The sequence below is a fragment of the Arcicella rosea genome (assembly GCF_040543805.1).
GTDB classification, from domain to species: domain Bacteria; phylum Bacteroidota; class Bacteroidia; order Cytophagales; family Spirosomataceae; genus Arcicella; species Arcicella rosea.
Genome location: NZ_JBEUMS010000010.1, coordinates 62739 through 88544, shown reverse-complemented (window position 1 = coordinate 88544; position 25806 = coordinate 62739). Strand labels below are relative to the sequence as shown.

General features: G+C 35.2%; 22 protein-coding genes. 6 read left to right on the top strand and 16 right to left on the bottom strand.

Annotation, left to right across the window (positions count from 1 at the left end; genetic code table 11):
- Positions 1-4: 4 nt before the first annotated feature.
- Positions 5-859, top strand: coding sequence for an aldo/keto reductase (locus tag ABID42_RS14275; protein ID WP_367284221.1), 855 nt, complete (start codon positions 5-7; stop codon positions 857-859).
- A gap of 50 nt (positions 860-909) precedes the next feature.
- Here ABID42_RS14275 and ABID42_RS14270 read toward each other — a convergent pair whose 3' ends face one another.
- Positions 910-5130: a hybrid sensor histidine kinase/response regulator transcription factor gene (locus ABID42_RS14270; protein ID WP_367284220.1), complete on the bottom strand. Its 4221-nt coding sequence runs from the start codon at positions 5128-5130 to the stop codon at positions 910-912.
- Between the two features lie 342 nt (positions 5131-5472).
- Between ABID42_RS14270 and ABID42_RS14265 the strand changes: the two genes are divergently transcribed.
- Both ABID42_RS14265 and ABID42_RS14260 read left to right on the top strand, forming a co-directional pair.
- Complete coding sequence (locus tag ABID42_RS14265; protein ID WP_367284219.1) at positions 5473-7494, top strand: protein-disulfide reductase DsbD family protein; 2022 nt, start codon at positions 5473-5475, stop codon at positions 7492-7494.
- Between the two features lie 38 nt (positions 7495-7532).
- Positions 7533-8369, top strand: coding sequence for a sugar phosphate isomerase/epimerase family protein (locus ABID42_RS14260; RefSeq protein ID WP_367284218.1), 837 nt, complete (start codon positions 7533-7535; stop codon positions 8367-8369).
- A gap of 95 nt (positions 8370-8464) precedes the next feature.
- Here ABID42_RS14260 and ABID42_RS14255 read toward each other — a convergent pair whose 3' ends face one another.
- The 10 genes from ABID42_RS14255 to ABID42_RS14210 all read right to left on the bottom strand — a co-directional run bounded on the left by ABID42_RS14255 (position 8465) and on the right by ABID42_RS14210 (position 17992).
- Positions 8465-9325 carry a hypothetical protein gene (locus tag ABID42_RS14255; RefSeq protein ID WP_367284217.1) on the bottom strand — a complete coding sequence of 287 codons (861 nt, stop codon included), beginning with the start codon at positions 9323-9325 and terminating at the stop codon, positions 8465-8467.
- Entirely contained in the window at positions 9297-10295 is a 999-nt protein-coding gene (locus ABID42_RS14250) for a type IV toxin-antitoxin system AbiEi family antitoxin (RefSeq protein ID WP_367284216.1), read from the bottom strand. Before ABID42_RS14250 ends, ABID42_RS14255 begins: the two co-directional genes overlap by 29 nt.
- A gap of 321 nt (positions 10296-10616) precedes the next feature.
- Positions 10617-10940, bottom strand: a complete 324-nt coding sequence (gene trxA, locus ABID42_RS14245) for a thioredoxin (RefSeq protein WP_367284215.1) — start codon at positions 10938-10940, stop codon at positions 10617-10619.
- 28 nt (positions 10941-10968) lie between these two features.
- Positions 10969-11892: a sugar phosphate isomerase/epimerase family protein gene (locus tag ABID42_RS14240; protein WP_367284214.1), complete on the bottom strand. Its 924-nt coding sequence runs from the start codon at positions 11890-11892 to the stop codon at positions 10969-10971.
- A gap of 27 nt (positions 11893-11919) precedes the next feature.
- On the bottom strand, positions 11920-12870 hold the full coding sequence (trxB, locus tag ABID42_RS14235) for a thioredoxin-disulfide reductase (protein WP_367284213.1): 951 nt from the start codon (positions 12868-12870) through the stop codon (positions 11920-11922).
- A 143-nt stretch (positions 12871-13013) separates the two neighbouring features.
- Positions 13014-14138: a redoxin family protein gene (locus ABID42_RS14230; RefSeq protein WP_367284212.1), complete on the bottom strand. Its 1125-nt coding sequence runs from the start codon at positions 14136-14138 to the stop codon at positions 13014-13016.
- A gap of 357 nt (positions 14139-14495) precedes the next feature.
- Positions 14496-15731: a PQQ-dependent sugar dehydrogenase gene (locus ABID42_RS14225; protein WP_367284211.1), complete on the bottom strand. Its 1236-nt coding sequence runs from the start codon at positions 15729-15731 to the stop codon at positions 14496-14498.
- 181 nt (positions 15732-15912) lie between these two features.
- Complete coding sequence (locus ABID42_RS14220; protein ID WP_367284210.1) at positions 15913-16305, bottom strand: (R)-mandelonitrile lyase; 393 nt, start codon at positions 16303-16305, stop codon at positions 15913-15915.
- Positions 16302-16913 carry a flavodoxin gene (locus tag ABID42_RS14215; RefSeq protein WP_367284209.1) on the bottom strand — a complete coding sequence of 204 codons (612 nt, stop codon included), beginning with the start codon at positions 16911-16913 and terminating at the stop codon, positions 16302-16304. The genes ABID42_RS14220 and ABID42_RS14215 overlap by 4 nt, the downstream gene beginning before the upstream one ends.
- Positions 16914-17011: 98 nt before the next feature.
- Positions 17012-17992, bottom strand: coding sequence for an aldo/keto reductase (locus ABID42_RS14210; protein WP_367284208.1), 981 nt, complete (start codon positions 17990-17992; stop codon positions 17012-17014).
- Positions 17993-18185: 193 nt separating this feature from the next.
- Here ABID42_RS14210 and ABID42_RS14205 point away from each other — a divergent pair, with 193 nt between their 5' ends.
- Together ABID42_RS14205 and ABID42_RS14200 are read left to right on the top strand one after the other, a co-directional pair.
- Entirely contained in the window at positions 18186-19088 is a 903-nt protein-coding gene (locus tag ABID42_RS14205; RefSeq protein WP_367284207.1) for a helix-turn-helix domain-containing protein, read from the top strand.
- 37 nt (positions 19089-19125) lie between these two features.
- A complete protein-coding gene (locus tag ABID42_RS14200) occupies positions 19126-19563 on the top strand; it encodes a putative quinol monooxygenase (protein ID WP_367284206.1) in 438 nt (145 codons plus the stop codon).
- 73 nt (positions 19564-19636) lie between these two features.
- Here the strand turns inward: ABID42_RS14200 and ABID42_RS14195 are convergent, their stop codons facing one another.
- From ABID42_RS14195 to ABID42_RS14175, 5 genes are all read right to left on the bottom strand, one after another.
- The gene (locus ABID42_RS14195) at positions 19637-19993 is read right to left on the bottom strand and encodes a cyclophilin-like fold protein (protein WP_367284205.1); all 357 of its coding nucleotides are present in this window, start codon (positions 19991-19993) and stop codon (positions 19637-19639) included.
- Positions 19994-20138: 145 nt separating this feature from the next.
- Entirely contained in the window at positions 20139-21203 is a 1065-nt protein-coding gene (locus ABID42_RS14190; protein ID WP_367284204.1) for an NAD(P)-dependent alcohol dehydrogenase, read from the bottom strand.
- Between the two features lie 45 nt (positions 21204-21248).
- A complete protein-coding gene (locus tag ABID42_RS14185; protein WP_367284203.1) occupies positions 21249-23417 on the bottom strand; it encodes a xanthine dehydrogenase family protein molybdopterin-binding subunit in 2169 nt (722 codons plus the stop codon).
- Positions 23418-23428: 11 nt separating this feature from the next.
- Entirely contained in the window at positions 23429-23932 is a 504-nt protein-coding gene (locus ABID42_RS14180) for a (2Fe-2S)-binding protein (protein ID WP_367284202.1), read from the bottom strand.
- An 11-nt stretch (positions 23933-23943) separates the two neighbouring features.
- Complete coding sequence (locus tag ABID42_RS14175) at positions 23944-24705, bottom strand: hypothetical protein (RefSeq protein WP_367284201.1); 762 nt, start codon at positions 24703-24705, stop codon at positions 23944-23946.
- A gap of 169 nt (positions 24706-24874) precedes the next feature.
- On the opposite strand from ABID42_RS14175, the gene ABID42_RS14170 reads away from it, so the two are divergent.
- Complete coding sequence (locus ABID42_RS14170) at positions 24875-25759, top strand: helix-turn-helix domain-containing protein (RefSeq protein ID WP_367284200.1); 885 nt, start codon at positions 24875-24877, stop codon at positions 25757-25759.
- Positions 25760-25806: the final 47 nt, after the last annotated feature.

The following is a 25806-nucleotide window of genomic DNA, read 5'->3' as shown; positions in this document are numbered from 1 at the left end:
ATATATGCAAACTGTAAGATTAAATAACGGAATCGAAATGCCTATTTTAGGCTTTGGTGTTTTCCAAATTCCAGATGCGAAAGAATGTGAAAAATCTGTGATTGATGCCATAGAAACGAGCTATCGCCTGATTGACACTGCGGCATCGTATATGAATGAGCAAGCCGTAGGAAATGCTATCAAAAACTGTGGCGTAGCAAGAGAAGAACTTTTTATTACAACCAAACTTTGGGTACAAGATACTGGCTATGAAAATACCAAAAAGTCTTTTCATAAATCTTTAGAGCGATTACAGTTGGAGTATTTGGATTTATACCTGATTCATCAGCCTTATGGCGATGTTTTTGGCTCGTGGCGAGCGATGGAAGAACTTTATAAAGAAGGTAAAATACGAGCGATTGGCGTTTCTAATTTTCAGCCAGATAGAATTATGGATTTATTAATGTTTGGAGGAGAAACGCCACCAGCAGTAAATCAAGTGGAAACACATCCGTTCTGTCAACAAATTGAAAACCAATCATTTTTGCAAGAAAACAATATTCAAATAGAATCTTGGGGACCATTTGCTGAAGGGAAAAACAATATTTTTCAAAATGAATTATTACTTGCTTTGTCGGCAAAATATAATAAAAGTGTAGCTCAAATCATTCTGAGATGGCTTACCCAAAGAGGCGTTGTGGTTATTCCAAAGTCTGTTCGTAAAGAAAGAATGGAGGAGAATTTTAACAGTTTAGACTTTGAACTTGATGAAGCCGACATGGAAAGTATCAAAACTTTAGACACCAAAACAAGTCTCTTTTTTGATCATCGAAATCCAGAAATCATTAAGTGGATGGGAAGTAGAAAATTGGATATTTAAGTGTTTTTATTCCACGAATTCATTCGTGAATTCGTGGAATATTATCACTTTCAAACATTTTTATCGAATTCTGTCACTACGTTTTCTCCACCATACTTTGCATATTCAGAAGGGCTAACACCAAATTCTTTCTTGAAACAAGTTCTAAAATATTGTAAATCAGTAAAGCCCACTTCATAAGTAACTTCTGATACATTTAATTGTTGCTGTTTTAGTAATTGTGCCGCTCTTTTTAACCTTATATTTCGAACAAATTCAACGGCAGTCTGACCCGTCAAGGCTTTTATTTTTTTGTATAGTGGCATTCTACTCATGCCTACTTCTTTCCCAAGGTCTTCCACACGAAATTCAGCATCTGAAATATTTGCCTCAATGCACTCCAATACTTTTTTCATAAATATTTCATCAAGTGGAGTAATCGTAATATCTGTAGGTTCAAGTATGAGTTTACGGCTTTGAGAAAATCTTTCCGCCAACATTTTTCGGGATTTTATTAAGTTTTTTACTCTTACTTCCAGCTCATTAGAATCGAAAGGTTTAGCTACATAATCATCTGCTCCTGTTTCAAGTCCTTCAATTTTATTCACAGAATCGGTTTGCGCTGTCAATAAAATGATAGGTATGTGCGAGGTTTGAACATTATTTTTCAAGGAACTACACATCTCTATTCCAGTCATTTTAGGCATTAAAATATCGGAAATAATTAAATCAGGCATTTTTTCTAATCCTAATTGCAAGCCTTCTTGTCCGTTGACGGCTTCTATCACATTATATTTTTTGCAAAGTCTTATGTGCAGATAATTTCGCATATCGTCGTTGTCTTCCACCAACAAAATAAGTGGCTGTTGTTCATCGCTAGAATTATCGACAGACGTTAAGGCTGTACCATCGACCATTGAAATAGGTTCAAAATTGTTAGCGGCATAGTTGTTTGACCTATCATAAGCGATAATTTCAGTTGCTTGCTGTTCTACTCCTAATGGCAACAAAATCTTAAAAGTACTTCCTTTACTTATCTGACTTTCTACAGAAATTGTTCCTTTGTGAAGTTCAACCAATTCTTTGGTTAAAGACAAACCAATTCCAGTCCCTTCATTTTTATGATGATTGTGAACGACTTGATAAAAATGGTCAAAAATATAACTTAAATTATCTTGAGGGATTCCAATTCCACTATCCGAAACGGTTATTTCTACATATTGATTAAGGTCTAAATCTTCATTTTTCCGTTGTTCTACAGCCTTAATTGACAGCACGATACTTCCCGATTCTGTGAATTTAAAGGCATTAGAAAGTAAATTGGTTATGATTTTTTCAATTTTATCAGCATCTGCTAATACAAAAATATCCTCTGAAGAACAGTCTAATACATAAGTAAGTCCTTTTTTCTGTGCGAAAGGTTCGAACGATAAGAATATTGGTTTTAGGAAATCTATCAAATTAAACTTTGTTGTAACAAGCGTCATTTTGCCAGAATCAAGTTTTGATAAATCAAGTAATTGATTGATTAACCGCAACAAGCGTTCTGCATTACGAATCATTAATTGGTATTGATTTTTGGGATTACCCTCGAAAGTATCGTGATACATATCCTTCAAAGGACTTAATATCATTGTTAGTGGTGTACGGAATTCATGCGAAATTTTGGCAAAGAAATTCGACTTTAAGCGTTCCAATTCTTGCATTTTAGTGAGTTCTAAATGCTCTAATTTTAAATCACTTTCCAAACGCATTTGCTTGATAATGAGTTGACGATACCACCACAACAAAGCCATTGAGATAAGTAAATAAAGTAGATAAGCCCACCATGTTTTCCACCAAGGTGGCAGTACCGTAATGCTTAATTTTACCTCAGTTTTATCGTTTGTATCCAAACTTTTCACTCTGAAAGTATATGAACCCGAAGGAACTTTAGCATAGCTGGCATTTCTATCAATACTTGTGTGATGCCAATTTTCATCATAGCCTTCGAGGATGTAAGCAAACTGAGCATTTTGCGGTGCAGAATAATTTAGAGAAGCAAAACCAATACTAAAGTCGTTGTTATCGTGTGAAAGCGTTATTGCTTGGGTTTCGCTAATATGTCTTTTTAATGGCGAATCCTTTTGATTGGGTTTTATCAGAATATTATTGATTTTAAGTTCGGTCAAACAGAGTGGTAGCTTGTTCTTTTTTTCCAAAATGTTTTCTGGGAAAAAACTATTATAGCCGTTAATTCCTCCAAAAAAGAATTCTCCCGCTTTACTTTTGAAAAATGAGCCTTTCAGAAACTCTGGCGATTGTAAACCATCGGCAACAGAATAGTTGATGAATTTTTCCTTTGCAGGGTCAAATTTACTGATGCCTTGATTGGTACTAATCCACAGAAACCCCTTTTTATCTTCTATCAATCCGTTGATAACATTATCTGGAAGCCCATTTTCTTTGGAATATTCTGTAAAAATATCCTTGTTATCATCAAATTTATAAAGCCCTTTACCAGTGCCAATCCATAAATTATGCTTGCTGTCTTCGATAATGGCATTAATCAAATTACTACCAATTCTACCTGATTTACTTCCTTCAAACTTATTATGTGTAAAAGTAAATTTCCCATCTTTTCGGTTTAATCTATCTAATCCACCCCCAAAAGTACCAATCCAAAGATTTTTTCTACTGTCTTCAAATATCACAGAAATTAAATTACTGCCCAGACTATTAGGGTTATTGGGGTCGTTTAAAAATTGTTTGAAAGAGTCCGTCGTTGGTTCGTATAGATTGAGTCCGCCGTAATAAGTTCCTACCCAAAAATTACCAAAACTATCTTCGTACATTGCATACACATTTTCGCCCTTCATATTCGCTCCTTTGTTCGAAGTATGCAGATAATGTTTGAATGTGCGGGTTGTTTTATCAAATAAATTAAGCCCACCGCCCCAAGTACCAACCCATAAATTTTTCTTTTTGTCTATATGAAGTGAAATTACGGCATTACTTCCAAGACTATTTTTGTCTTTTGGATTATAAAAATAACGGAATTGTTTATTAGTTTTCCTATCGAAATAATTGAGCCCACCACCATCCGTTCCTATCCATAAATTACCCAATTCGTCTTCCTGAAAACAAGTAACGTCATTATTATTTAATTTTTGGTTTCCCGAAACACTTAAATTATAGTGTTTAAATTGCTTATGATAATAATCCCATTTATTGATACCTCTGTTTCTCGCACCGAGCCACATTGTGCCCATTCTATCTCTGTACACAGACCACACCGAATTACTGCTGATGCTATATGGTTGAAGTGGGTCAGGGTAAAAATTGGTAAAAGTATTTTTTTGTTGATTATAAATGTATAATCCATTAAGCTGTGTACCCATCCAAATTCTTCCATTCAAATCCTCTGAAAGACATACGATAACATTGTTCCCAAGGCTATTTGGGTCATTTTTTTCATGTTGATATCGTTCAAATGTTATACCGTTTTGGTTTTCTACTAAGCGATTCAATCCATTTTGTGTTCCCAGCCAAACTTGCTTTTTTGAATCCTTGAAGGCACTATTGATAACATTATTGCTGATAGATTTTGGGTTATTTACTTCATTGACATAACTGATAAACTTCTGGTGTTTTTGGTCAAAAAGTTTGAGTCCGCCACCTTTTGTCCCTAACCAAAGATTATAATGACTATCTTCAAAAATCGCTGAAATATTATTGCTGTTAATACTTTTTGGATTTCCGTTGATGTACCTAAAAAAAACAAAGCTATTCTTCTCAGGCACATAATAATTTAGTCCGTTTTCTGTACCAATCCATAGTTTATGATTTTTATCTTCATAAATACAAGTGATATTATTATGGCTGATGCTTCCTTGTTTCTTGTTACTCTTAAAATGGATAAAGGTTTCATTTTCCTTGCTAAAAAGATTCAAACCACCTTCCATTGTTCCAACCCAAATATTCCCTTTCGAATCTTCAAAAAGAGTAGTGATATAGTTATGACTAAGTGAAGAAGTATCAGATACAATATTTTCGAAAGTTGTAAATTTTACGCCATCATAACGATTCAGTCCATTCCTTGTTCCAAACCAAAGAAAGCCTTTTTTATCTTGTAAAATACAGGTGACGGTACTCTGAGAAAGTCCCTCAGAAATATGCTCGAACTTGATATTTCCCAAAGCATCAAAAGCTTGCGCATATCCCTTTACCTGCAAAAAGATGAAGAGCAGTAAAAACAGAGCAATTATTCTTCGAGAAAAACACATTATTTGACGAGTATTTATAGCTTTCATTATTTAAATTATGTAAAATAATCTTGCAATATTACATTTTTCTGTCTTGTAGAACCATTGTTTTTTGCACAAAAACCAATGCTATTTTAATCTTCGCTTTTGCCTAATCTCTTCGTAACAAGATTGTTAAAACCTCATTGGTATTTATGATTTATCCCATCCATGCAAGGTTTATAATCTTCCTTACTTTGTCGTAGCCTAATTGATGACCCAATACTTCATCGAAGGCACGATAAAAGCATTCCATTTTTTTCTCAATTTTCAAAAAATACCATGAAATTATCCATCCCAAAACACTGGTTTTTATTTCTTTTGATATGCCTTGGCTTATCAAAAAAAGGCATGGCTCAAATAATTCAGCCTGCCAAATGGACTTACTCCGTCTCAAATAATTCAGCAAAGGTAGGTGAGCAAACAGACCTTATTTTCAACATTAAGATTGATAAAGGTTGGTATATGTACTCTTCTGATTTCGACCCTAATTTAGGACCGATGGTAACAACCTTCAATTTTCAACCTAACGATACTTATGAATTAGTAGGAAAGATTGAACCTGTTCATCCTAAAAAAAAGAACAGTGAAATATGGGGCGGTACTTATACCTATTTTATGAATCATGCCGAGTTCAGACAAAAAGTAAAGATACGTGCTGTTGATTATAAAGTTTCAGGAAATGTAACTTATCAAGTGTGTACCGAAGCCGATGGAAAATGTGTTTCGCTTGATGAAGGTTTCTCTTTTATGAATCAAAATGCTAAAAATGTAGCTGGAAAATCGGTAACGATTTCATCAATCAAAGGCGATAGCTTAATCAAAGTAGAGGCTTCCGAGAGAGCAATACTTCCTACTAAAAAAGCAGAAGTGCTTCCTAAAAAAGCGAATATTATTCCGGAAAAAAAAGCCGTAGAATCCCTTTTTACTTTTATGTTATTGGCTTTTATGGCAGGTTTGGCAGCTTTATTAACGCCTTGTGTTTTTCCGATGATTCCCATGACGGTGACTTTTTTTACCAACACCAGTAAAGACCGCAAAAGCTCCATTTTCAAAGCACTCATGTATGGTTTTTCGATTGTTTTTATTTATACTTTGGTTGGGACAATCGTTGCCAGAATCAACGGGCCAGAATTTGCCAATTGGCTTAGTACTCATTGGTTGCCGAATCTTATGTTCTTCGTCATTTTTATCTTCTTTGGCTTATCTTTTCTTGGACTTTTTGAAATTGTGCTTCCGCATAGTTTGGTCAATAAAATGGATAAAGAGGCTGACAAAGGCGGTTATTATGGAATTATTTTCATGGCTTTTACCATTGTATTGGTTTCTTTTTCATGTACTGGACCTATCGTCGGGAGTATTTTGGTAGAATCTGCTGGTGGTGCCATTCTAAAACCGATTGCAGGAATGTTTGCTTTTTCGATGGCATTTGCCATTCCGTTTACCTTGTTTGCCATTTTCCCAAATTGGTTAAAATCATTACCCAAATCTGGTGGTTGGTTGAATTCGGTAAAAGTAGTATTGGGCTTTTTAGAATTGGCTTTAGCCTTGAAGTTTTTGAGTACGGCAGACCAAGTTTATCATTGGAGAATACTGGATAGAGAAATTTTTCTGGTATTGTGGATTGCTGTTTTTTCTTGCCTTGGATTATACCTACTTGGCAAAATCAGATTGCCACACGACAGTGAAACTAAATCGGTAAGTGTTCCGAAATTAATTGTTTCGATACTAACTTTTGCTTTTGTATTTTACCTCATTCCTGGTCTTTGGGGAGCGCCGCTTAAAGTTCTTGCTGGTTTTTTACCTCCTATGCACACGCAAGATTTCAATTTTGCCAACTTAAATATTGAAGGTTCTGAGGCATCAGTATCTACTTTATGCGAAACGCCTGACAATCCTGCTTCACTTAGTTTTCCTCATAATATTCAAGGATATTTTGACCTTGAGCAAGCAATTGCTTGTGCTAAAAAACAAAACAAACCTGTATTCATAGATTTCACAGGACATGGCTGTGTAAACTGCCGAAAGATGGAAGAAAATGTTTGGGTGGCTACTCCAGTAATGAGTCGATTGAAAAATGACTTTGTAATGGTAGCCTTATACATTGATGAAAAAATGGAGTTGCCCGAATCAAAATGGTACACTTCAATGTATGATGGTAAGGTTAAATCTACGATTGGAAGCCAAAATGCCGATTTGCAAATCACTAATTATCAAAATAATGCTCAACCATATTATGTAATTCTTGACCCGAATACGAAAGAATTACTGGTAAATCCTGTATCCTACGAAACCGATATTGCGAAGTTTACTTCATTCCTTGATGCTGGAATAAATACTTTTAAACAGAAGTATAAAAAGGCGATTCTATAAATAATTTATCCAACACATTTTACGGTAAAATATATCAAATGAAAAATAGACGTGAATTTTTGAAAATCGCTGGAGGTGCTACTTTTTTAAGTATAATCGGCTCAGAAATGGCTCAGGCTACACAAGTAAAAAATGTGGGAGTAAACCTTTTTTCTCTACGTGAACCAATGGGCTTAGACCCCATTGGTACATTGACTCAATTAGCCAAAATTGGCTACAAAGTAATTGAATCTGCACCGAGTGCAAAAGGTAACTATTATGGATTGACTCCGAAGGAAATCAAACAAGTAATGAACGATTTAGGGCTGATACTTTCCAGTGGTCATGCCATCATTAATGCCAATTGGCAGAAAAGTATCGACGAAGCGGCTGAGACAGGACAAGAATTTTTACTTTCACCCATGCTTCCTGCTAAAGGACAAACAGTTGATAATTACAAAAAAGCAGCAGAAACCTTTAACAAAATGGGTGAAGCTTGTAAAAAATCTGGTGTGACTTTTGGTTTTCATAACGGTGTTACTGAATTTGAAAAAGAAAATGGACAAGTATTATACGACGTTTTATTAGATAATACGGATGCCGAATTAGTAAAAATGGAATTGGATTTAGGTTGGGCTATTGTGGCTGGAGCGAATCCTGAATATTATTTTGAAAAGTACGCTGGTCGTTTTCCACTTTGGCATATCAAGGATATTAAAAAAGATAAAGACGAAAGTATAGAGTTTGGTAAAGGGAAAATAGATTTCGTATCACTGCTCAAACAACAACAAAAATCTAATATGAAATATATGTTTGTTGAACAAGAACATTTGACGCAACCAGCACTTGCTACCATGCGTGATAATTTTAACTACTTGACAAAGTTGAAATATTGAGTTTAAAGAATAAGAGTACAACCAGTGGGCAGATAGAGACAAAATCTATCTTGCCCATTTTTTTGTTAGCTGATGATGTAGGTGTAAATAGAGATTTATGATTCTTGAAAACCTGCTTTAATATGTCCTATCAATTTCACATTATCCTCAACCGTATTCTTAAAGTATTCAATCATTACAATTGCCATATTGCTATTGGTTTCGTCATTGGTATTACGTTCCAAAATACTCATTATTCTTTCTTTCAATTTTAGATTACGCTTGGCAATCTTCTTAATTTCTCTTCCCATTACTCTGGCTGCCAATTCTCTGAGGCTAAATTCTTCTTCTCCAAATAAATCTAAATGATTGTTATAAATTTCTTCATTATACATATCAAAAAAATGATTGAGAATATCGCTGATGTCCTTAATATCGTCTCTTCGATGTTCTGGTCTATCATCGAAAGCTATCATTTTCAACAATACTATTCCTGGCAATGTACAGAATTTGAATTGATGTTCACCTTCCAAATTCAATTCGGGTAAACCTTCATTGTAAATTTCTGTAAAACCTTGCAATGAGATATTCGTCAAGCCTATTCCGTTAGTTGAAACCTTACCATTTTCATCTTCAATTGCTCCAAAAGGGAGTAAATCTACCTGAGTTCGTCCTTTCCAAATCAGCACAAAGTTGTTTCCTTTGTACGGAAAAAAGCCTTCTTCGTAGATTAAATGCTCTCGGAGTTCGTCATAAGTTGATATGTTATTGATAAATACTGCAAAATCAATATCCCCCGTAGTTCTTCGAGGTTCAATTTTGTTGATGCCACTCATCCAAACATCACGAGCCACTGCACCTACCAAATAGAAGTCAACCCTGTATTTTGTTAATCCTCTTTCCAGAGCGGACAACATCTCTGATATTTCGGGTTGTTGTCTGAGTTGATTATAATTGAGTTTGTAGGTATTCATCATAAATTTTTTGAGCTGTTTCAATACATCTTCTATCATTAATTGCCATCAAATCGGCATACACAACAAGCGGTGGGGCTGTTTTGTGAGCCGAGTTATCCTCTTTCCAAAACTTCTGATAAACTTTCACATTTCCTTTTTCATCTGGAATCAGTTTATAGTTTTTAATGACTTCATTACGACTTTCTTCTGTGTATAGCGTAAACTCAGCAGGGTGAAGATAATCGGTTAATAAATTCCCTGCAGGTTCACCACCCCAAACGGCTTTTGTAGTATCAAAATCTTTCCATGCCAATAAATTATCTTCTTTCAAGAAACGAAACGTTCCAATGCGTAAAGTTGGTTTTAGATTTTTGGTAAATTCATCCGCCCATTTTTTAATTAATAATTCAATGTTAGTGAGTTTTAGGGTATTTTTATTAATTGATAAAATAAAATTATCCTGTTTCAATCCTTGAATAATATTGGTAATATTTCCGATTGAAGTACCTGTTTGTTCTGCAATTTGTCGATAAGGTTGATTAATTAAGATTGGGTTTTGGAGAAATTCAAATAATACTTTCAAGCCTGTTTTAGTAAATGCCCGATTGCGATTATCAATTTCAATTTTCATAGGTTCATGAGTGTCTATCCAGAACATTTTATTACTCTCTCTCAAGTAAAAATTACCATTAGCTTCCAGATAAGCTACATTATGAACTTGCAATTGCTTTTTAATGGCAGGTGAAATTCGACTTGCCACCAACATAAAAGGTTTAAATTGTTCATTAAGTTGGTAAATTTTTGGCAAAGCCTGATTTTTCATTTCTCCTTTTATTTCAACATTATAAGTAGAAACCTCATTAGGAAATATTAAAGACAATATTCCATCTAAATTCGGAATACCTTTTTGTTTCCAATTCCCTTTAATCAGAGTCGTTTTTTGAAGATTATCAAGAGCTTTATAAATGATTATTTGTTCTTGTGTGTTCATTTTTTTAAAGTGTTTACGAAATCGTGAACAATCATTATTTGTGAACAAATGTAGGAAGTTTATTTATGAAATTCAAATTATAATTTGAATTTCATAAAAGCCTTTAAAAGGCAGTAAGTTGCTGATAAATAATAAATTGTGCTTAAATATATCTCAATATGAGTAATTGAAACAAAATAGCCAATATTCGTACAACATTCCTGAGGAAGAAATCTGTATTAAAAAATGCTGAAATGAAAAAGGCATAAAAAAGCAATAAAACAGCTTTTTTATGCCTTTGAGAACTAAAATTCCAAATGTCAAATTAATTCACCTTTCTACTTACACATGTCTCAACAATGTTTGAGACAATTGATTTTTGGGAATATTTCCTCCTACAAATTTCTCTTTCAATGCACCATTTTTGAAAATCAAGATAGTCGGAATAGAGCGTACTCCTAAAGTAGCGGGAATGGTTGAGTTGGCATCCACATCCATTTTAGCTACAATTGCTTGTCCTTCAACTTCTACAGCTAATTCTTCCACTATTGGTCCAATCATTTTGCATGGGCCACACCACTCTGCCCAAAAATCTACTAAAACAGGCTTATCTGAATTGATTAATTCCTGAAAATTATCATCGGTTGCTATTACGTATTTTTCCATTATCGTCTTTACTAGAGTAATTTCTATTTTAGATTTTGTAAGCCGCTAACCTTTTACAGTTTATTTCCATACTTTCCAGAACAGGACCACTAAAATTATCTTGTTCAACGATAAAGTGTTTCATGCCTGCTTTTTTAGCTTCTTTCAGTAAGTTGGTATAATCTATTGTGCCATCGCCAATTACCACATTTTTCTTAGTGTCCAACTTCGACATATCTTTAATATGTCCCAGCGTAAAGCGTTCTGGATATTTTTTGAAGTAAGCTATTGGGTCAGCTTTTGCCGCAACTAACCAGTAAACATCCATTTCCCATTGTACTAGTTTTGGGTCGGTATTATCAAGGAGATAATCAAAAATCAATGAATCTCCCACTTTTTCAAACTCGTAAGCATGGTTATGAAAAGAAAACTGTAAGCCTGATTGATGACAAGTTTCACCTGCTTTGTTGAACAATTCGGCAGTTCTTTTTAAATCATCTGGCGTAGTTCTCAAACTTGGAAATAAGTAGGCACAAGTAAGATGCTTTTGTCCTGTTTCAGCAGCTTTTTCCACCAACTCATCAAATCTTGATAGGAGTGTAGCTTGTCGCCATGTTTCAGCTTTTTGTTCTTGTGTCCCAGAAATCAAATGACTACCGATGAGTGTCAAGCCTTTATCTTGTAGCATTCCAGAAAACTCTTTGGGTATCATGCCAAAGTAATGTCCTTTACTATTTGAAAAAGCTTCTACTTCTTTATAGCCCATTTTAGCTATTTGCTCTAAGGTTCCGTGCAAATCTTTTTCTAAAAGGTCTTTGATAGAATACAGTTGAATACCAACCGTTTTAATTTCTTTGGCTGTTGAAATACTCTCTGTGTGCAGGATATTTCCTTTCATTATTTCTGGTATTACCAAGGTTCCCAAGGCAATTGCACCAGTATTTTTGAAAAAATTTCTTCTATTGATATTCATGTTAATACGTTTTATTAAATATGAAATTTATACTTCTACAACAGATTGTTTACTCTCTAAAACCATTAAAAACCTTTCGGCTTCTAAAGCTGCCATGCAACCAGAACCTGCCGCTGTTACTGCTTGTCGGAAATTTTTATCCTGTACATCGCCACAAGCAAATACACCCGCCACATTAGTTTTGGTAGAATCAGGTTGGGTAATAAGGTATCCTTGCGAATCCATTTCAAGATATTTACTAAATACGTCTGAATTGGGTTGATGACCGATAGCGACAAAGAATCCCTGAACAGGAATTATATCAATTTTCCCTGTTGAAACTTCTCTTACTTTGATGGCTTCCACCACATTTTCTCCTAATATTTCCTCTGTTTCTGTATTCCAGTGAATGGTGATATTTGCCGTATTTTTTACTCTTTCTTCCATGATTTTTGAAGCTCTCATGGTACTTTTTCTAACGAGCATGTGTACATGTAAACAAATTTTGGACAGATATAAAGCTTCTTCACAAGCAGTATCGCCAGCTCCTACTATGGCTACCGTTTGTTTTCGATAGAAAAACCCATCACAAACAGCACAAGCAGAGACGCCACTTCCATTCAATCTGGATTCTGAGGGTAAGCCTAACCATTTGGCAGAAGCTCCTGTTGCAATAATTACTGCATCAGCCGTTAAGGTTTTTTCGCCATCAATCGTCACAACATGAGGATGTCCCGAAAAATCTACTTCAGTAACTACGCCATAACGCACGTCTGTTTCAAATCTTTTGGCTTGTTTAGCGAACATTTCCATCATTTCAGGGCCACCCACGCCTTCAGGAAATCCGGGGTAATTTTCAACATCGTTTGTAATGGTCAATTGTCCACCGGGCTGATTTCCAACATACATAACAGGTTTAAGATTTGCTCTGGCAGCATAAATAGCAGCCGTATATCCAGCAGGACCAGCTCCTATAATCAAAGTTTGTAAGTGTTCCATTGATATATTAAAAAGGAAGAATAAGTATTTGGAATAAATTAATTGAGAAGATAAACCTATAAGAATTGATGATTGAGTGTCTGATTATTAGACAATTACAAAAATGCTTATAGGTTTAATGAAATCGAATTTTGGACTTGCTATTAATAAACTCTACCTACTTGTTCCACAATCATTCTTTTCATTTTTTGTGGAACGATAGTGCCTTGCGTTCTGTAAAGAATTTTTCCACCGGGAGCAATCAGCAATGTATAAGGTAAAGCACCTTGCCATTTTGGATCAATGGCTTCAATTAATTTGTACTTATCTTCTGAATTATAAATATAATTTTGACCTGATGCTTGCATTCTTTTTAGCAATTCTTGAGCCTTATCTTTTTTGTCTGGTTTATCCGCACTGATGGTGATAAATTCAAAATCACGTCGTCTGTACATACGATTGATATTGACAAATTCAGGCATTTCAGTAACGCAAGGTCCACACCAAGTTGCCCAAACGTTGATTAATTTTACTTTATCCGTTTTATTAGCAAGTAGTTCTGCAATTCCTTTATCATCAATGATATTCATGTTTACGGGTTCTTTTGCCCATTCTAAAGGAGCTTTTACCGCCCATTCACTTTTTTCTGACCACTTCGTTGAGCAACCAAATGTTTTGGTAACTGGCGTAGCAACTGGGTTTCCAGCCAAAAGAGCATCTAAAGCATTTCGGGCATCTTCTGCATTAGCTTTACCTGGTTTTTCAGCACCATCAAGGCGACCAACGTATTGAAGTTTACGGCTTTTATCAAAAATAAATAGGTGAGGAGTAGCAATTGGGCCATAAGCTCTTGACATTTTTTGCGTTGCTCCATCATATAAATAAGGAAAAGTATAACCTTTTTCTTTGACACGAATCTTCATTTCTTCAAATGAATCACTCATATCGCTATAACCTAATTCGTCGAGAGCAATTGCCTTTGGGTCATTTGGCGAAACAGCAATTAAAGTAACTCCTTTGGCTTTGTATTCATTCGCCAAAGCAATAATTCTATCTTCATAAGCTTGTGCAGTTGGACAATGATTACAAGTAAAAACGATGGCTAATACTTTAGCATTAGCAAAACTCTTTAAGCTATACGTTTTTCCGTCTGTTCCTGGTAAACTAAAATCAGGAGCTGAAGCTCCGATTTCAAGTGTTTTTACATCGGCAGCAAAACTGCTCCAACTCAATAAGAGCATAAAAAGAATAGCTTTTCCTAAAAATAAATTTGGTCTTGAAAATTTCATAATTACCTTACGATTTAAAATTTTGAAAATTAAAATGTTTCTGTTTTCTGTTTTAAAACATTGGATAATTGCAAGTGTTTGAATTAGACAATTACAATTATTTATATTTTAAACCATATTTTGTTGTGTCAAAATTGGAGATAAAATCAGCCCCAGTACCATGACAGATGTAACAAAAAGCAAGGGTATTTTAGGAAAGAATTCAAGATTTGAAGACTACAGACGATTTTCTAAGGAGAAAGAGAATGTATAAAACAAAAAATCGGTACCGAACTATTTCGATACCGATTTCCTGCATTTCAAAAGAAGATAAAATTTAATGTTTTCAGGGAAGTGGTATGCGGCTTTTTGAAGTTATTATCTTCTGTCAATCTTATATAATCGACCTTGGTCAGTGATAGCGTATAAAGCGCCGTCAATGCCTTGCGTAATATCTCTAAATCGCTGACCTTCATTCGAAAGTAATCTTTCTTCACCAGTTACTTTATTATTCTCAATAACCAGCCGAACGATATGTGTACCACTGAGCGAGCCTATAAAAAGGTTGTTTTGCCATTCAGGAATACGATTACCACTATAGAAAGTCATGCCACTTGGCGACACCACAGGATCCCAATAATACACAGGTTGTTCCATTCCATTTTGTTGCTGAATAGCTGAACCTATAGCTTGTCCTCCATACTCTATGCCATAAGTAACAACTGGCCATCCATAATTGCTACCTGCTTGTAAACGATTGATTTCATCGCCACCACGTGGACCATGTTCGCTTTGCCATACATCTCCCGTTACTGGATGGACTGCTAAACCTTGAGGGTTTCTGTGTCCCATCGTAAATAATTCAGGCAAAGCATTCGATTGACTAAAAATTGGATTTCCCGAAGCAGGCTGACCATTTGTTGTAATACGCACTACTTTCCCCAAGCTACTATTGGCAGACTGCGCCATAGTACGGATTTCTGAAGAAGAACGTTCTCCGATACTTACTATTAGATTTCCAGTGCGGTCGAAAACAACTCGTCCGCCATAGTGTAAGTTGCCATTATAAGGAGTATTTGAACGATAAATGACGCTTATTCCTTCCATGCTCGTTTCGTTATTGGCTAATCTAGCTTTAGCAACCGACGTAACAGTACCTCCAGAAACAGATTCTGAAAATACCCAATAGACCATTCTATTAGATGCAAAAGCAGGGTCGATACACAAACCAAGTAAACCACCCTGACCTGCGGAATTGACAGTAGGTATCCCACTAATAGGATTACTTACTTCACCAGTAGTAGGAGTAACAATACGCATACGTCCTGCTTTTTCTGTTATTAATAGACGTCCGTCAGGTAAAGCAGTGATTCCCCAAGGATTGGAAAGATTTGTAGTAAGGTTACTTACTTGATAGTCGGAAACTGTTCGTACACGATTTATACGGGTTTGCCCAGAAAAAGCAGGACTATAATTAGTATTTGGTGGGTTTGTTTCCACGGGCGAAGTAGGAGTGCTTGGAGTGCTGGGCGTATCAGAACTACCATTTTGTGAACAATGAGAAAATATCATTAAGCATCCTATAAAGTAAATAATATTGTTATTCCTGTTCATAAATAAAGAAAGTTTATATAATTAAAGATTTAGTCAAGACATGATTTATTGCTTTGATAACTAACGAAAAATCGTTGGGTGTATTTCTATCTTATGTGTAGTAGATTTCAATACTCTGAAATTTTGGTGGGATAAAACAAAAAATCGGCACCAAAATAACTCGATACCGATTCCCTGCATTTCAAAAAATACTGTTGTACTCGTCATCACTTACTGGCTGTAGCCATTCTGTTTTGTCTTTGTCATAGTCGGGAACTAGAGCAATATGTCGCATTAAACTTTCATGAGAAGCTCCGTGCCAATGCTCTACACTTTTCGGAATTTTTACCACATCGCCTTTTTGAATTACTTCTATAGGCTTCCCTTTTTCTTGATAATAGCCTGTTCCTTCAATCACAAACAATATCTGACCGCTGACGTGCGTATGCCAATTGGTTCTTCCTTTTGGTTCAAAAGTAACCGTAGCCATATTGATGTTATAACCTTCGTCGGGTTTTACATTTATATTTACCCAAACTGTTCCTGTGAAATACGCTGTGGGTGCAGCTACACCTTTATCAATAAATGATGTCATTTTGAGATTGATTTATAGTGAATACCGATTTTTGTAAGCCAATTTGCTATTAGTGTTTTGGCTTCTTCTGCTTTTTCATCTTTCATGACAAATAAAATGCCATCTCGTTCTATTCCGCCTTTGATTTCGAACCCTTCTACCACGTTACTCTTTTTACAAAGCTCTTTTACTGTTTGGAAACTACTTCCAATTCCATAACCAGCATTGGTATTGAAGGGAACAATCGTCTTTCCGCTTAAATCATATTGCTTTAAAAAACTTTTCATTGGCGGCGGTAATTGCATTCCCCAAGTTGGAAATCCTACAAAGACTACATCGTATTTCCCAATGCTGTCAATTTTTGTTTTTAATGGTGGAAGAAAACCCGTTTCATTTTCTTTGGCTACTTGTGCTACCGTTGCTTGATAGTTTTTGGGATATGGTTTTTCTAATTCAAGTGCTACCAAATCACCCCCAATATTTTTCTGAATAATTTCAGCAATTGCTTTTGTATTGTTGGTTCGAGATAAATACACAATCAAGATTTTTTTATGACGAATCACTTGTGCTTCTGAACACGAACATAGCGTACAAAAAGTAAACATGAGTAACGAAATAGTGATTTTCATAGATTTTATTCTTTTTATGTGAAACATCTTTGATTGTATTCTGTATTTGATATTACTGAGTAAGGTACTTTTCAATCACAGACTCACAATTCATTCATTTACTTCCCAACTCTTTGCATTAGATGAGCTGGATAGCGGTCTCCTTGAACATTGGTTTTTGCAAAGGCTTCATCAATGGCTTTTACATCGTTTTCAGATAAATCAATAGAAGCACCACCAATATTTTCAGTTAAACGATGTGATTTTGTAGTGCCCGGAATTGGTACAATCCAAGGTTTTTGTGCGAGTAACCAACCCAATGCAATTTGTGCAGGCGTTGCTTGTTTTTGAGAAGCAATTTCAGCCAATAACTCCACCAATTTTTGATTCGCTTTTCTGTTTTCTTCCGTAAAACGAGGAACGAGGTTTCTAAAATCTGTTGGGTCAAATTGCGTATCAGCGTTGATAGCACCCGTTAAAAACCCTTTACCTAGTGGACTAAATGGCACAAAGCCAATGCCTAATTCTTCAAGCGTAGGTAAAATGGCTAATTCGGGTTCTCTCCACCAAATCGAATACTCACTTTGCAAAGCAGTTACAGCTTGTACAGCATGCGCTTTACGGATTGAGTCAACTCCTGCTTCTGAAAGTCCAAAATGTTTTACTTTTCCCTCTTGAATAAGGTCTTTAACCGTTCCTGCCACATCTTCCATTGGTACAGAAACATCTACTCTGTGTTGGTAAAATAAATCTATGACATCTGTTTTTAAGCGTCTCAAAGATTCTTCCGCCACGGCTCTGATGCGTTCTGGACGACTGTCTTGTCCTTTTTTAGAATCTCCATCTTTAAAGCCAAATTTAGTAGCAATCACTACTTCTTTTCTAAAAGGCGCTAAAGCTTCTCCAACCAACTCTTCATTTTCTTTACCATAAGCTTCTGCCGTGTCGAAAAAAGTAATTCCTTGTTCGTAAGCTTCTCTAATTAAATTGATAGCAACTTGTTTATCTGTAGCTGGACCATAGCCAAAACTTAATCCCATACAACCCATTCCAAGGGCTGATACTTCTAATCCACTGTTTCCTAATGTTCTTGTTTTCATGTTGATTTTGTGATTGTTTATCTGTTTGATCTTAGTCAAAACCTTAATGACAATACAAATTTCAGCCTTTATTATTTTCAAAAAGTATATATATTCCTGATGTTACTACCATCATTACTGATTTGAGGATTTGGGTGAACATAGATAAAATCAGACTGCTATATTTACATCAATAGATTTAAAAATTAGGGTTATGGAAAATAATATTATAAAGCTCGAAAAGGTATCGGAATACAATGCAATAAAGGGTATAGATACACAACATCCACTGATAAGTGTGTACGATAATTCAAAAACAAAAGCACTTCCAAATCACTGTCGTTTTCATTTTGGCTTTTATGCTATCTTTTTGAAAGAAGTACGTTGCGGAGAATTAAAATATGGAAGAAATAGCTACGACTATGATGAAGGAACGCTTGTTTTTGTAGGACCAGGGCAGATTTTGGAAGTAAATCATGATGAAAGTTACCAGCCAACAGGTTGGGCTTTACTTTTTCATCCTGATTTAGTAAAAGGAACGGCTCTTGGAAAATTAATGAGTCAGTATTCATTCTTTTCGTATGAATCGCATGAAGCACTTCATTTGTCTTTGAAAGAACAGCAAATTATCAAAGACTTATTCAGCAAACTTGAATATGAAATAAGCCAAGCAATTGATAAACACAGTAAAAGAATCATTACCAACAATATTGAATTACTCTTAAATTATTGTGTTCGTTTTTATGATAGGCAATTTATTACTCGTGAAAACATCAATACTGATGTTTTATCAAAATTTGAACACTTTTTACATGACTATTTCTATGCTGAAACAACCACAGAATTAGGACTTCCAAGTGTTGGTTATTTTGCGAATTGTTTGAATCTTTCACCAAAATATTTTGGGGATTTAATCAAAAAAGAAACTGGAAAAACGGCTCAAGAACACATTCATTTAAAATTAGTCGATGTAGCGAAAGAGCGGATTTTTGATACCGAAAAATCAGTCAGTCAAATTGCCTTTGAACTAGGATTCAAATATCCACAGCATTTTAATAGAATGTTTAAAAAGAGTACAGGCTATACGCCAAATGAATATAGAATGTTATCGAATTAGATTAATTGTTTATAAATCAAATACTTAAAATACAATAATGCAAAAATATATCATTAAATTCCAGCCCCAAAAGGTTCAAATCGTATTCCTTTTTCTTATTTCTTTCGCTATGATTTTTTCATCACACACATCGTCTGCCCAGCAAAAAGACATGATGATTCGTATTGCAGAAATAGAGATTTTTCCCGAAAGTCTTGAGGAGTATAAAGCTATTTTAAAAGAAGAATCTGGAGCATCAGTAAAACTGGAAGCGGGTGTTGTGTCTATTTTACCTATGTTTCAGAAGGAAAATCCGACTTTAATAAAAATTCTGGAAATATATGCAAACCGAGAAGCGTATGAGGCACACTTAAAAACTCCTCATTTTTTACATTATAAAACTTCAACCCTGAAAATGGTGAAGTCATTAAAATTAATAGAAATGAATGCCTTGGATTTGGAAGCTTTACCAGCAATCTTTTTGAAGATGAAATAAATACATTATATGAGCTATCCCCAATTTTAAAATTAAATAGCGGTTGAAAAACTAATTTCGACCGCTTTATGATTTATGGAATCAGTTCAAATGTTACGGTTACATCGCCTGAACCAAGTGCTTCGGAAAGGTTAGTAGTATCGTCTATTTGTCCAAGTTTTGTATACCTGTAAGAGCTTGAAAATGTTTTGTAGAAAAGTACAAAAGTGTTTGAGCCGTACATCATCAAATCTCCGTTATGAATAGAAGATGGTACAGATGAATTTGTTGGTAAACTTTTGGGAAGGTCAAAGTATTTTTCATTTCCATTGAGCTCATTCATTTTAATAGTAAGAGGCAACATCGCTTTAAAAGCTACTGATGTTGTATTATCGAGAAGTGTTGCCGAAAAAGTAAATGAATTTACTTTTATGCTTAATTTATTGCTCATCTGTACGCTATTAATTGTATCCGATTTGGCTGGATTTATCTCTATATTACTAGGTTGTTTTACCTCTCGACTACAAGAGGTAAAACAGGTAATTACAGAAAAAACGAATGGGTAAAAAAAAATGGTAGATTCATTTTATGTTTATTTAAAAGCTTGTTCCATCAATTACAAACCTTTTATGACCTGATTCATTTTTAATGATTTTTTCCCAAGTTTCATTGATTTCTTCAGCCTTAATCAGTTGTGTATCAGGGAAAATGTTGTTGTCTGCACAATAATCCACTACTTCTTGAGTCTCAGGGATTCCTCCAATCAGCGAAGCATTATAATTAACACGAGAAATAGATAAACCAAGATTGTTTAATGTGATATTAAATCCAACAGGCATTCCGACTTGTGTAAAATGTCCATTTCGTTTTACGACGGATGTATAAGCGGCAACATCATATTGTACAGGAATGGTGGAAATCATGTAATCCAATTTTCCTTTGTAAGGTTTTAGTTTAGCAATATCATCCACAACGATTACTTCTTTAACTCCCAAAGAAAGTATTTCTTCTGTTTTCTTTGCTGATGAAGTAAAAGCATAGACTTCTGCACCTTTTGAAACAGCCAATTTGATGGCAATATGTCCTAATCCGCCCACACCTGCTACTCCAATTTTATCTCCTTGTTTCACTTTCGCATTCATCAAAGGCGAGTAAGTGGTAATACCTGCACAAAGTAATGGTGCTGCTTTTTCTAAACTGATGTGTTCGGGAATATGAACTGCAAAATGGTCTCTTACCACAATATTGTTGGAATAACCACCTTGCGTAATACCTGTTGGAGAAGTTTTATCGGGCGCACCATAAGTAAATACAGTTGCACCATTATCACAGTGATGTTCTTCGCCATGTGTACAACTTTCACAAGTCATACAACTGTCAACCATACAACCTACGCCCGCTCTATCGCCAATTTTGAATTTGGTGACATTTTTTCCTACAGCAGCAACAATCCCAACAATTTCATGCCCCGGAACTTGAGGATATTGTTGCGTTCCCCAATCTCCCTTCATTTGATGGATGTCTGAATGACAAATGCTGGCAAATTTAATATCAATTAAAATATCATTATCGCCTACAGGTCTGCGTTCAAATTCCCACGGACTTAATACTCCAGATGTATCTTTGGCTGCGTAGCCTCTTGATTTTATGTTTGTACTCATTAGTTTTATGTTGAAATTTTTACGTGATATTGCTATCGCATTGAACTATAAATTATCAATATCAAAAGGCATTTTGCGTACTCTTATGCCCGTTGCAGAGAAAATAGCATTTGCCAAAGCAGGAGCAACGGGTGGAAGTCCAGGCTCGCCAACGCCTTTGATGTCTTTTCCACCTTCTGCTAAAATATGTACTTCTATTTTTGGCACTTCACTGATTCGTAATACAGGATTATCGTGAAAATTACTTTGTTCTACTTTCCCTTCGGCAAACGTAATTCCGTTTTTGATGGCTGCGGTAATGCCCATTACAACGGCTCCTTCTACTTGTGCTTTTACGGTGTCAGGATTCACGACTGTTCCTAAGTCGATTACAGCATAAACTTTGTCGATTTTTACAGCATTGTTTGAAAGTTTTGTTACTTCAATTACTTGTCCGCCCAATCCTGCAAAAAATTCCCATTGTGCCACACCACGACCTTTCCCTTTAGGCAAAGGAGTATCCCATTTTGATACTTCTTTGAGTTTATTTAGTACTCGTTTGGTGTCAGATTCTTTCGTAAGCATTTCCAACCGAAAAGCCATTGGGTCTTTGCCAGCGGCATGAGCCAACTCGTCAATAAAACATTCATGCGAAAAGGCTAAAGTCGAACTCGTTACCGAACGCCACCAAAACATCGGAATATGAATGTCAGCATACACAAAAAGGTTTTTCATGTTCGGAATCTCATATTTTTGATGACTGATGCCTTCTGTCATGGTGCCATCCAACTTTGTTTTATCATTGTTGGGATTCAAAAAAGACATGATGGTTGGCGAAATCACTTTATGCTGAAATGCCACTAATTTACCATCTTCCGAAATAGCACCTTTAAAAGCAGAAAACGTTGGCGGACGGAATGGTCCTAACTGCATATCGTCTTCTCTTGTCCAAATCATTTTCACAGGCTTTTTGAGTACTTTGGTCAAATTCACCGCTTCAATGATAAAGTCTATTGCTAATCTTCGTCCAAAACCACCGCCACTAAAACCTGTATGCAAAGTAACGGCTTCTTCTTTTAAGCCAAATCGAGTTGGTAAATCACGCATTACATCCGAAGGCACTTGCGTAGAAGTCCAGATTTCCAGCGTATTATCTTCTTTCCAATGGGCAGTACAGTTCATGGCTTCCATTGGCGAATGCGAAACAAATGGAGTTTCGTAAAAAGCTTCAATCTTTTTGGCTGATTCTCCAAAGCTTTTATCAAAATCACCAATATTAGCATCAATTACGCCTTCGTTCTTGGCTAATTCATGCAAAGATTTTGTGTATTCTTGCGAGTTGAAGGTCTCTTTCCCTTGATAATCCCAGTTTACTTTCAAGGCTTTTCGTCCTTTGAGTGCCGCCCAATAGTTTTTAGCAATTACTGCTACGCCTGTTGCTTTATAAACACCAAATACTCTTTCTACTTCCAATACTTGTTCAACACCTGCTACTTTTATGGTAGCAGTTTTGTCAAAATCTTTCAATTTTGCTCCAAAAACAGGACAATGTTCTACCGAGGCATAAACCATATTGGGAATTTCGGCATCAATTCCAAAAACGGCTTTACCAGAAACTTTTAAGGGGACATCTTGGCGTTTGATTGATTTTCCTAAGATATTGAAATCCTTGGCATCTTTCAAAGTAGGATTTTTCGGCACTTCTAATTTTGAAGCCGTTTCTACCAATTCGCCATAGCTTAAACTTTTTCCTGATGGCTTATGAAAAACTTTAGCTTGTTTGGCGTAACACTCTGAAACAGGTACATTCCATTGTTGACTAGCCGCCGAAATGAGCATTTCACGTGCAGAAGCACCTGCTTTACGCATATCGAAATAACTTGATCGTACCGAAAAACTACCGCCAGCAAACTGAGCATCACCAAATTTCTTTTCTCCACCCGTCTGTTTTACTGTGAATTGTTCAGGCGAAAGTTCTAATTCTTCGGCTATCAAAGCAGGAATTGATTGAAAAGTACCTTGTCCGATTTCTGGTTTTGAATTAAAAAGAGTGATTTTTCCAGACCTTTCAATGATGATGTATGGTGTAAGTTGATAGTTTTCTGCAAGAGTGCTTAAATTACTAATTTCAGTAATTTGACCTGCTTTGGCAGAAGAAATTCCTAAAATAAAAGCCGCTCCCGATAAACCTGTATATCGTAAAAAATCACGGCGATTGACGTTTTTAGTTGACATTTTTGTATCGTTTAACGGGTTGATTTAACGGTTTTATTATTATTTTTTGCTGATTTTAACTCATTCGCTGCCGAATGAATTGCTTTACGAATACGCACATAAGTACCACAACGACAGATATTTCCTGACATATAATTGTCAATGTCTTCATCGCTCGGATTAGGATTTGACTTAAGTAATGCTACCGCCGACATAATTTGTCCAGACTGACAATAACCACATTGCGGTACTTGTTCTTCAATCCAAGCCTTTTGAACCACATGGTCGATATTGTTAGCAATGCCTTCGATGGTTGTGATTTTACTCATTGCTTTTACAGAAGAAATTGGCGTTTGGCATGAACGAATCGCTTGTCCATCTAAATGAATGGTACAAGCACCACAAAGCCCCATGCCACAACCAAACTTGGTACCTTTTAGTCCTACATAATCACGAATAACCCAAAGCATGGGCGTATCTGGCTCTGCTTCAACTTTGATAGTTTTGTTGTTGATGTTTAAAGAGTATGTTTTCATTTGAGTAAATATTATTTTACACTTTTAAGATTTTTATTAAAATTATAACTCAACATGACATTCCACATAAAATCTTTATTATTGGGAACATCCGAATCAACTGTTTGATTAATAGTAGATTGTACAGTAAATGGAATATTTTTGTTAGATAAAATTCCTGTGGCAGAGAAATAATCTCCTCTAAAACCATCGGTGCTCAAAAAGTAAACAGATGGCATGAATTGAAACCTAAAATCTCCACCGAGCTTTATATTTGAAATACTTGTATTTAAAAACAATACTTGTGTAAGTTGTGGACCATGTTTCTGTAATCCATTACCTTGTAAATATACTGCACTGACATTCCAATTAGGAAAAATTTGATAGCTTGGCGTAATTTCATAAGCTAAAAACCTTAACATTTCTGTGATTTCAATAGCATTTCCATTATCATCAATGCTTCTTCTAATCAATGTAAAGGCTGGATGAGCACTTACTCGCAAACCAAATGTCTTTTCTTGAATGGCCTGATACCTAAACCAGAAAATCATCCCTCCTTTACTGGCATCTGATACTAAACGAATATCAGGATTAAAACTAAATCTATTTCTTTGCCACGAAAAATTCATAATAGTGGCTGGTCTATGCAAGGAAAAAGTAGGAATGATAGAAAAACCATTGTTCGTAATACCAATTGAACCCGAAAATTTGGTAACAGTACTATCTTGTTGGGCATAACTTGTTTGAATGAACAAAAGTGAAATCAATAAAAAGTTAAATTTTAAGTAAGTCATTTTCAATAGTTTAATGGTTAGGATTTTACGCTTCAAAATTATCTCATAAAGACCTTTAAAATTTTATAGATTTTACTGTTTTACTTACCAATTTTACTGATGCCGAAAATAAGCTTATAATTCTTTGATATATTTCGAACAATATTTCAATCTAAAAGCTGAAAGAACCATGATAATATATGATACAATAAAGCAATACAGTCAGATGTTTAATAACCCAACTTTGCATCCGCTCATTAGTTTGGTTGATTTAAAGAAATCTGATGTGTTGAAGAGAAGTAAGTTTATGATGGGCATTTACGCCATTATCATCAAAGAAGCTAATTGTGGAGATTTACGCTATGGGAATAGTTATTATGACTATGATGAGGGAACGATTGTATTTTTTGCTCCCGGACAAGTAATTACAAATGAACCCGAAGGAGAATTACATCAACCTTATGGTGTAGCTTTGGTTTTCCATCCCGATTTAATCAAAGGAACGAGTTTGGGCAAACAAATTCATGAGTATTCATTTTTTAGTTATCAATCTAACGAAGCATTGCATGTTTCTGAAAAAGAAAGAGAGGTTATCAATGTTTGCTTTGCCAATATAGAATCTGAAATTAAACAGAATATTGATAAACATAGCAAAAAGCTAATCGTAGCCAATCTTGAGTTATTATTAAAATACTGTTCAAGATTTTACGACCGCCAGTTTCTTACCAGAGAAAATGTAAATCATGGTATTATCGAACAGTTTGAACAATTATTAAACGAATATCTTTTTCGTGAAGAACTTCAAAGCAATGGACTTCCGTCGGTAGCTTACTTTGCAGACCGATTACATCTTTCTCCTAACTACTTCGGAGATTTAATCAAGAAAGAAACAGGTAAAACAGCCTTAGAATTTATACAATTGAAATTTATAGACCTTGCCAAAGAGCGAATCTTGGACAAAAGTAAATCTTTGAGTGAAATTTCATATCAATTAGGCTTTAAGTATCCGCAACATTTTTCACGATTCTTCAAGCAAAAAGTAGGCGTTACACCACATGAATATCGAATGAATTGAGCTTTTAATCAATTAATTTTATGGACAAGAGTGATATTTTTCAAAAA